The sequence below is a fragment of the Nitratidesulfovibrio liaohensis genome, from assembly GCF_011682075.1.
Classification (GTDB): domain Bacteria; phylum Desulfobacterota; class Desulfovibrionia; order Desulfovibrionales; family Desulfovibrionaceae; genus Cupidesulfovibrio; species Cupidesulfovibrio liaohensis.
Window position 1 is genome coordinate 1 of sequence record NZ_VSMK01000031.1, and the last position, 9,009, is coordinate 9,009.

A 9,009-nucleotide genomic window follows, 5' to 3' on the forward strand; every position below is an offset into this window, starting at 1 on the left:
GGCGCGGGCGGCCTGCTGGGCGCTGGCCATGCCCTGTCCGCCAGCCAGGTCGCCGCCCTGCGTCAGGGCCGCCACCCCGGCGGCCTGACCTTCGGACGGGGACTTGCGGATGCCCTCGTGGGTGTTGGAAGCCTCGCCCACCCGGGCGACCAGGGCGTCGGCGGAGGTCTCCAGCGTGAACGTGTACAGGGTGGAGATGCCCTGCATGCCCGAGATGGTGTTGGCCAGGCCCGCGTCAGCCGTCAGGCCGGTGTTGGACTTGATCAGGGTCACGCTGTCGCCCGTGGCCAGCGTGGGGGAGCCGCCGCCCATGATGCCCACGCCCACGGTGGTGGCGCCTGTGGAAGGTCCGGTGGCGGGCGTGCTGATGTCCACGGCGTCGGCCACCGTGAGCACGGTGCTTCCCGCTGCGATGGTGGACGGCAGGAAGAAATACAGGTTCTGGAAGTTGTGCAGCCCCTTTACCGAAACGCCCGTGGTCCACATTTCCAGGGTGTTGCCGGTGCGCACGTCGCCGGTGCCCGTGTTGGCATTGCCGCCGTACAGGGCGCTGGTTGGCCCGAAGGTGGGAGTGCCCTCGATGCGCACGGTGTTGCCCGTGGCGTCGCTGTTGTTGGAGGAGCCGCCATAGACGTTGTCGTGCAACTCGCCGCCGGTAATGGCCACCGTGTTGAGCACGGCGTCGCCGCTGCCGCTGGCGCGGCCACCGTAGACATAGCCGAGCACCGTGCCGCCGGAAATGGTCACTACGTTGTTCGCGGCGGTGCCGCTGCCGTCGGCTCGGCCACCGTAGACATAGCCGACCACCGTGCCGCCGGAAATGTTCACGTCGTTATCCTGGGCGGTTCCAGAGCTGCCGATGCCGCCGTAGACGTTGCGGCCCAGCGTGCCGCCGGAAATGTTCACGGTGTTGCCCGTGGCCACGCCGGAGCTGCCGCTGATCACGTCGCCGTCCACCGAGCCCCCGGAAATGGTCACGGTGTTGCCCGTGGCGACGCCGCCGGATTCGGCTAAGCCGCCATAAATGTAGCCGCCCACGGCAGCAAGGCCGGAGATGGTCACGGTGTTGTCCGTGGCATCGTCGGAGTTGGAGTAGCCGCCGTAGACGTATCCGTTTACCGAGCCGCCGGAAATGGTCACGGCGTTGCGCCTGGATGCGCCGGAGGTCGATTCGCCGCCGGTGATGTCCTTGGCCACCGTGCCATAGGTCATTGTCACGGTGTTGTCCGTGGCCGCACCCGCGCCGGATTCGATCATGCCGCCGTAGATGTTGCCAGCCACCATGCCGCCGTTCATGTTCACCGAGTTGTAGGCTGCGGTGATGGAGGAGTCGGCGGCGTTGCTGACGAAGCCGCCGAAGACGTCATAGTTCACCACGGCGCCAGACGGGCTCCAGGCGCTGCCCAGGCCATTTATGGTCACGTTGTTGCGCAAGACGCTGCCGGAGGCAGAGGCGCCGCCGTACACGCTCTCCACCGTGCCGCCATTTATGTTCACGGTGTTATCTGTGGCCGCACTCGTGCCGGCAAGGACATGCCCGCCGAAGATGTACTCGCCGACCTGCGCGCCGTACAGGGTTACGATGTTTTGTTTGGCCTCGTCGCTCCAACTGCTGCCGCCGTAAACAGTGCCGGTCACCGTGCCGGTGGTCAGGATCACGGTGTTGGCCTGGACCAAGTTGCCAGAGCTTTGGCCGCCATAGACGTTACCGGTGTACCCGCCATCAATGCCGACGTAGCCGGCCGTGTCGTATTGGCCGACGTAGGCGTTCATGACGGGGTTGTACGGGTCTGCCTGCTCGGTGCCGCCGGTGTTGGCGGCCCGCAGCGGCCCGCTCAGGGCCAGCAGGGCCAGCAGGGCCACGCCCACCACGGTGATCAGTTGCGGTACGGAAAGGTAGCGTGCGCGGGGGGGCCTTGTGGCGGCATGCGCGGACCGTGGGGGAAAGGGCGAGAACATGGAAGCCTCCTGAGGTGTCGCGGGCGCTTTTTTCAACAGGTCGAAGCACGCAAAAATGCCCGATGCAGCCAAGGTGGCTAGCATCGGGCATTTTTTGCGGCATCACCCGTTTCGGGTGATTTTCACGACAGCAGGCGCTTCATGTCTGACCGGGAGGACGTTCCGACCTTCTGGTAGGCGTTCTTGAGGTGGGTTTTCACCGTGTTCAGGCTGATGCACAGGCGCTGCGCGATTTCCCCATAGGACAGGCCGTCCGCCATCAGGCGGGCCACCTCGTCTTCGCGCGGGGATAGCCCGAACCGGCCCCGGGCGGAGTACAGCGTGTCCGCGACGGCGCGCCGCCCGGCTTCCAGCCGCTCTGCCAGCGAGAACACGTCCGAAGCAAATGTCGGGGGCATTTCCGGGCACACGCCTGGGCGCATTTTCTCCAGCAGGGGGCCGATCCAGGGCCAGCATTCCGCAAACGGCAAAAGCAGGCCGTCCGGCAGGGCCAAGGCCAGGGCCGCGCGCAGGGAATCCGCGGCGGCGTCGCGTTTGCCCAGCATGGACCATGCGGCGGCAACGTGCAGATGGCCGTAGGTCAGGGCCAGGGAATAATTGAGGGCGGTGGCCAGGCCCAGGGCCGCTTCGCTTTCGCCAAGCAGCAATTCCGGCTTGCCGGACAGCAGCAGATAGCGGGCGCGGCACAGTTCGGCAAAGGGGAGCACCTGAACGAAGAAGCGCTTGGCCAGTGAACCCGGCGTGGCCTCGCGCAGCCAGGGGGCCATCTCGTCCGGCTGGTGCAGCAGGCTCATCAGGAAGGAGCGGGCCATGTCCACCGCCATCCGGTTGGCCCGCTGCGGGAATTGCCCCGCGATGTCGGCCAGACTGTCCATGGCGTCGGCAAGGGCGGCGGCGTTGCCTCGCAGCAGGGCCACCCTGCCCAGAAGAAATTCCGCCCCTATGCCGATGCTGGCCTGCTCCCGCAGGGCGGCCTGGTGCCGGGCCTTGTAGCCGGAGATTTCCGCCGGGTCGGTATCGCCCCGATGCAACCGGCATTCCGCCTCCATGAGTTCCGGACCGCCCGCCCCGTGCCCCCCGGACAGGGCAAGGTAGTGGGGGCAGTACGTCTGCATGTCCGCCAGTTCACCGTCCAGCCGACCGGCCTCGCGGTGGAACATGAAGAGCACGGACACATTGCCGAAGGTCCAGGAATCGTCCAGCCGGACCATGGACGTCTGCCTGCCCGCCAGTTGCAGCGCGTCCTGCATGCACACGCCCATGGCCGCGATGTCGTTGTAGCAGGTGAAGGCCTCCAGCAGCCGCAGTTCGCCGCGCAGGTAGTTCCGCTGGTCCGTCGCAAAGGGTTCCGTTTCCACGATGTCGGCAAGCTCCGCGAAGAGGGCCCCGAATTCCTCGGGGCAGTTGGCGGACAGCAGGTCGAGGGCCAGCGCGATGGCGGAAAGCGGATACATGGCCTTCATGGCCCGCGTACTGTTGGCCGCAATGTCCCTGATCGCGGGTACATAGGACACGCCGGGCATGTCCAGCAGGCCTTCGCCCTTCATGCCGGAAAGGTCGAGCGCCAGAATGCGCTCGTAGTCACCCAGTCGGTAATAGAAGACGAAGGCGTTCTCCAGGTCGCCGCATCTGGCGCACCAGTCGCCAGCGGCAAGAAGTGCGTCGCGGCGTGTTGCTTCCGGCAGTTCGGCAAATATCCTGCGTGTGAAATCCAGCAGCGTGCTGTGCGGATAGTACAGGCCCGTGGCGGGGTCATGCCGAAGCATGGCGTTGTGTTGCAGCGCCCCCCACGTTTTCTGGGGAAGGCGCGCCTTGCCCAGCAGAAACGCGGCCTGCTCCGCGGAAAAGGCGTCAAAGGGAGAAAGGCGCAGCAGGCACTCCTGCCCCGCCTCGTCCAGATTGTCCCAGACCACATCCCGCAGCAGGTCATCCAGTCCTGAATCATGGGCCTGGCTGTAGGCCGGGGCAAACGCCCCCCGCTCGTTCCAGCGCCGCAAATACAGCGTTGCGGCTATGATCCAGCCTTCGGCGCGGCGGTGCAGTTCGTGCGCCTGCGCCTCGTTGAGCGCAATGCCCGCCCTGGTCGCATATTCCCTGGATTCCGCTTCCGTCAGGCGCAGGTCGTCGGCGTTCAGGCGCAGGATGCCGGCCTTTTCATAGGGCAGGATGCGCGTTGCAACGGGCCGGGTGACGATGATCAGCCGCAGTTGCGCGGCTTCGTGTTCCAGAAAGGCTTTCCAGATCGGCGCAGGCACATGGGGGGCAAGGTGGTGAAAATCGTCAAGCACCAGCCAGAAGGGCGTGGGGCAGGGCAGTTCGCGCAGCAACGAGGCCAGTTGCCCGGCGCTGTCCTCGTCCGGCAGGCCAAAGGACAGCATGGTCCTGCCGGTATGCGCATCAACCTTCTGCATGGTCTGGCAAAAGCGACGCCAGGCGGCCTGGGGCGATTCCTCGACGCAGACGTGCCGAACCCATGTCGCGCCATCGGGCAGGCGTTCACGCAGATAGTTCTGCGCGATGGTGGTCTTTCCGTACCCTGATGGGGCCTCGATGAACACGCTGCGCATGTTCAGGGCTTCGTGCAGTCTGGCCTTGAGGCGAGGGGAGAAGTACGGAATGTCGGTTCGGCGTGGACGTGCCATGGGGTTTCGTTTGTATTTTTGTGTGCAGTTGACTGTATTTTTTAACTATAATTTGTTGTGAGAGGGGTTTCAAGCCTGTCGGGTGCTGGCCGTATGCTCATGTTTTTTAGGTGGTTATCGAACAGGGCGGTACGTGTGATGTGTATTGCAGCAGCCGCTGTCGTTAAAGAGACGTTTGTGTATATATATTTGGCGCGTAAAAAGTTCATAAAAATTTAAAATCGAAAATAAATATATGTTATATGCAATTTCGATGGGCGCATATGTGTAGCGTGGAGAAATGCCAACAGGCATTTTTATTTTATTATCGCGCGTGATGGATGGATAGATTTCTTATTGCATCAATATTTTCGTCTTTCGAAGATGCGCAATTTTTATGAATGCTCATGTAAGTTTGATATAAAGGATCAAGATTGCAAAGTTACAGTGTGCAAAGTGCGATATGAGAAGAAGCGCAATTTCTGGTGCCCGTGCCGAAAGACGTCTTGCCCCCTACCCCAGTAGGGCACGGCATGACCACGTCCTTCGGGGAGCCTGCTGTCAGGCAATAGCTAGCTCAGTACAGGGAGGGCATGACTGGAGAACCTCGACGTATGGGGCAGGCTCGGTCGCATGCGTTCGCGTTGTTCCGGGTGAGGGCAGAATACCGGAGTCTGCCGCCCCGTCTGTATCGGACATCTTGAACGGCGGAGCGAAGTGTGGTGCAATGCGCAATCCCAATTTCCCCAGCGGAGGCTCCCCATGCGTTGTCGCAGCATCCTCGCCTGCCTGCTCCTGCTCTCCTGTCTGCCGCTTGTTGCCTGCATGAAGAAGGTACGGGTAGACCCCGTGCCGGAACCCGACCTGCGCCCCCTTGCGATGGACGCCAAGGTCCAGCCGATCACGATATACAGGCTTACCCTCAAGATGCGCCGGGGCGAGGTGTACGGAACGGCGGCCTATGACGGCTTGTGCATTCCGCGTGTCGCCACGTCCGCGCTGGGGGAACGCACCGAACTGACGCGCGACGAACTGGCCGAAGTGTTCATGGAAGAGGCCGGCGGCAACGGGTTCAAGGTGGTGGGTGACACGCGCGCCCTGTTCGACGACCCCGACAGGTCGCGGGCCAACCTGTGGGTAGGCGGCAATATTTCGGAAATACGCAAGAACATCTGCTTTCCCATGCACGATTGGGGCAATCCCGTTCCCAGCAAGGGCGAGGCCAACCTGATGGTGGACTGGGAGGTGTTTTCGCCGGTGGACCGCCAGGTGGTGTTGCGGCGCACCACCACCGGCTACGGCAAGCTGGACTCGGCCACGGAAGGTGGCGGTGCCGAGGTGCTGCGCATGGCCTTTGCCCATGCCACGCGGGGGCTGCTGGCGGACGAGGAGTTCCGCAAGCTGGTCACCATGCCCGCCGGTTCCGCGTATGTGGCGCCGCAGTTGACGCAGACGCAGGAGGCCCGGCCCGTGCTGACCGACGTGCGCGTGCAGGTGGCCGGTCCGGACACGCCCCGCGTGCCCCTGGACAGTGTGCGCCATTCCGCCGTGCTGGTGCAGATGGGTGACAGCCACGGCTCGGGCTTTGTCGTTACCGACGACGGCTACATACTGACCAACTACCACGTGGTGGAAGAGTCGGAACGGGCGCGGGTGCGCTTCCAGAGCGGGGCGTCGGTGGTGACCCGCGTGGTGGCGCGCGACAAGCGCCGCGATGTGGCCCTGCTGAAGGCCGACATGGAGGGGCTGAAGCCGCTGTACATCCAGACCGAGGACGTTGCCACAGGGGCCGAGGTGTTTCCCGTGGGTGCGCCCATGCTGGAAAAGCTGTCCGGCACCATTTCACGCGGGATTGCCAGCGGGTACCGCAGGAAGTCGGAAGGCAGGGTGCTGCAGAGCGATGCCACGATTTTTGGCGGCAACAGTGGTGGCCCGCTGGTGGACGGGAACGGGCATGTGGTGGCGATCACCGTAAGCGGCATGCAGGAGAACGGCGTGCCGATCGGCGTGAATTTCTTCATCCCCATTGCCGACGCCCTGAAGGTGCTGGGCATTCCCGCCAGGCCCTGATGCGGGCTGGCGCGGGCGGGCGCGGGCTGACGCGGGCTGAAGTGGGCTGGCGCGGTGCTGATGCGGGCTGACGCGGTGCCGATGCGGTAATGACGCGGTGCCGTGCCCGCCTGACGCTGCGCTGGCGGGGCGGACCAGCGGCGTACCACCAGAGTGTATTCGGACAAGGGCCGGGCTGCGGGCATCCGCTCCCGGCCCTTGTGCGTGCTGGAGCCTGGCCGGGGCGAAGCCGCCACGGAGATGGAGCGGTCACGATCAGAGAGGGCAGGCAAAGGTGAGGCGGGAGTGGACAGGCAGTGGCGCCGAGTTGGAGCATGACACGGGGGAATGTGCATCAACTGTCCGGGATTGCAGGTGCGTTGTCCCCTTTCGGCATGGCCGTTCACCGTTGGCACCCCCTGCAAAAAAGTCGTGCCGGGATGTGACCGCGCTCACGGAAGGGGGTGGAGGTGGTGTCTATATGGGGGGTGGGCGGAAGGCACGTGGCCGCGCCGTCCACACCACACCGAATCCGCTTCCGCAAGGAGACACATCATGGCCCCCATCACCGCCGCACATTTCATCCGCGACCTGAAGGACGACCACCAGCGCCTGCTGGACACCCTGGAAGAAGCCCGCCGCCTGGGCCTGGGCACGGCAGAAGGACGCCGCTGCCTGTTCACCTGCAAGGAACTGTTGTCGCGCCACCTGCGCAAGGAAGACACCATGCTCTATCCCGCGTTGCGCCAGGCCGCCGGAAAGGGCGACCTTGGCAACGTGGCCGATGCCTTTGCCTCGGAGATGCAGTCCATATCCGGCGGCCTGCTGGAATTCTTTGCCCGGTACGATGCCAGCACGGGCGCGGCGGATGCGGGCGGGCTGGACTTTGCGCGCGAGCTTGGCCGCATCATCATCGCGCTGAAGATGCGCATCCAGCGCGAGGAAAGCCGCCTCTACCCTGCCTACGAAAAGGCCCGCGCGGTCTAGCATCCCCTGCCGGGACCGTCCCGGGGGGGGGCGCCCGGAGAGGCCGAGCGGCGTTGCGGCAGGAATGGGGACGGAGTATGGGAAAGGCTTGCGCCAGTTCGGCGTACCGGGCGCGGCGGCGCATGCAGCGCGCGCCGTGACCCGAGAAAGGATGCCCCATGCCCCGTGATGCCGTTTCCGGTTCCGCTGCCGATATGGGCCGCGAGTCCGCGCTTGCCTCCGCCCGGTCCGTTCCGTCCGACGTGTCCGCCACGCCGAACGCCGTGGCCCCTGACGCCATGCCCCCTGACGCCATGCCCCCTGACGCCATGCCATCCGGCGCCTTGCCGCAGGACGGGACGGTTCCGTTGCTGAACTTCCTGCGCCGCGCGGAGCGGTTGAAGGACACAACCCGTTGCGCCTGGACCTCGGCGGGGCGGCATGAAAGCACGGCTGAGCACACCTGGCGACTGTGCCTGCTGGCCGTGCTGGTCCGGCCGCAGTACCCGCACCTGGACTTCGAGCGGGTGTTGCGCATGTGCGTGGTGCACGACCTGGGCGAGGCCCTGAACGGCGACATCCCCGCCGTGGATCAGGCCCCCGGCCACGCCAAGGCCGATGCGGAACGGCGTGACCTGCTGACCCTGCTGGGCGATCTGGTCGGTCCGGCCCGCGACGACATCGTGGCGTTGTGGGATGAATACGATGCGGCGTCCACGCCGGAGGCGCGGTTGGTGAAGGGTCTGGACAAGCTGGAGACGCTGGTGCAGCACGCCCAGGGCGCCAACCCGGCCGGTTTCGACTACGGTTTCAATCTTGGCTACGGCCGCGCCCAGACCGACGCGGACCCGTTGCTGGCTGGGCTGCGCGCGCTGGTGGACAAGGATACCTCACGCCGGGTGGATGCGGGAGACGAGGGTGATGGTACCCGCCCGCTGGGTGAGCGGCGGTAACGTCCCGATTTCCGGCGCGCCGTGCACCTTTCTGCGGGGGGGTCCCGCGCCAGCCTTGTTGCCTGCGGCCCGTGGCGCTTCCTGCCGGGTTGGGTTCGCACCAGGCGTGATTGGGGCGTGTACCGTTGACTGCATGGACCGCCTGCCGCGCGGTGCCGTTTCCGTGCCGTCCCCCGCACCGCATTCCCCATTCCTTTCGGCGTCGCGTCACCCCCTGCCGCGCAGCCACTCCCAGGCCAGGCGCGGTCCCAGCGCCAGCGCCACCGGTACCAGCACCCAGACGCGCCCCGCCGTCACATCGTAGTCCGCCAGCAGCCGTTGCCACGGGTGCCCGGCGACGTAATGCCCGAACAGGAATTCGAAAGCCACGGTCAGGCCCGCCCAGAACAGGCCGGTGGCCCACATGCCCCGCGCGCCCCACGCGGGTCCCTGGCGCCGCGCGTAGAGCAGGGCGGCCAGCA

General features: G+C 65.4%; 5 protein-coding genes and 1 pseudogene. 3 read left to right on the forward strand and 3 right to left on the reverse strand.

The window, feature by feature from the left end; genetic code table 11:
- Together FVW27_RS01465 and FVW27_RS20745 are read right to left on the reverse strand one after the other, a co-directional pair.
- On the reverse strand, positions 1-1,959 hold a 1,959-nt coding region (locus FVW27_RS01465; protein WP_424991840.1), incomplete at its 3' end, for a beta strand repeat-containing protein.
- A gap of 122 nt (positions 1,960-2,081) precedes the next feature.
- On the reverse strand, positions 2,082-4,601 hold the full coding sequence (locus FVW27_RS20745) for a LuxR C-terminal-related transcriptional regulator (protein ID WP_167122118.1): 2,520 nt from the start codon (positions 4,599-4,601) through the stop codon (positions 2,082-2,084).
- 741 nt (positions 4,602-5,342) lie between these two features.
- On the opposite strand from FVW27_RS20745, the gene FVW27_RS01475 reads away from it, so the two are divergent.
- The 3 genes from FVW27_RS01475 (at position 5,343) to FVW27_RS01485 (ending at position 8,548) form a co-directional block, all read left to right on the forward strand.
- Entirely contained in the window at positions 5,343-6,650 is a 1,308-nt protein-coding gene (locus FVW27_RS01475) for a S1C family serine protease (RefSeq protein WP_167122120.1), read from the forward strand.
- Between the two features lie 534 nt (positions 6,651-7,184).
- Positions 7,185-7,616 carry a hemerythrin domain-containing protein gene (locus tag FVW27_RS01480; RefSeq protein ID WP_167122122.1) on the forward strand — a complete coding sequence of 144 codons (432 nt, stop codon included), beginning with the start codon at positions 7,185-7,187 and terminating at the stop codon, positions 7,614-7,616.
- A 158-nt stretch (positions 7,617-7,774) separates the two neighbouring features.
- A complete protein-coding gene (locus FVW27_RS01485) occupies positions 7,775-8,548 on the forward strand; it encodes an HD domain-containing protein (RefSeq protein WP_243838138.1) in 774 nt (257 codons plus the stop codon).
- 207 nt (positions 8,549-8,755) lie between these two features.
- Here the strand turns inward: FVW27_RS01485 and FVW27_RS01490 are convergent.
- Positions 8,756-9,009, reverse strand: a pseudogene (locus FVW27_RS01490) (hypothetical protein); the annotation flags it as partial.

Excerpts from the sequence above, each read along its gene's own strand:
- FVW27_RS20745 (WP_167122118.1), bottom strand. The coding sequence starts at position 4,601 with ATGGCACGTCCACGCCGAACCGACATTCCGTACTTCTCCCCTCGCCTC.
- FVW27_RS01475 (WP_167122120.1), top strand. The coding sequence starts at position 5,343 with ATGCGTTGTCGCAGCATCCTCGCCTGCCTGCTCCTGCTCTCCTGTCTG.
- FVW27_RS01480 (WP_167122122.1), top strand. The coding sequence starts at position 7,185 with ATGGCCCCCATCACCGCCGCACATTTCATCCGCGACCTGAAGGACGAC.
- FVW27_RS01485 (WP_243838138.1), top strand. The coding sequence starts at position 7,775 with ATGCCCCGTGATGCCGTTTCCGGTTCCGCTGCCGATATGGGCCGCGAG.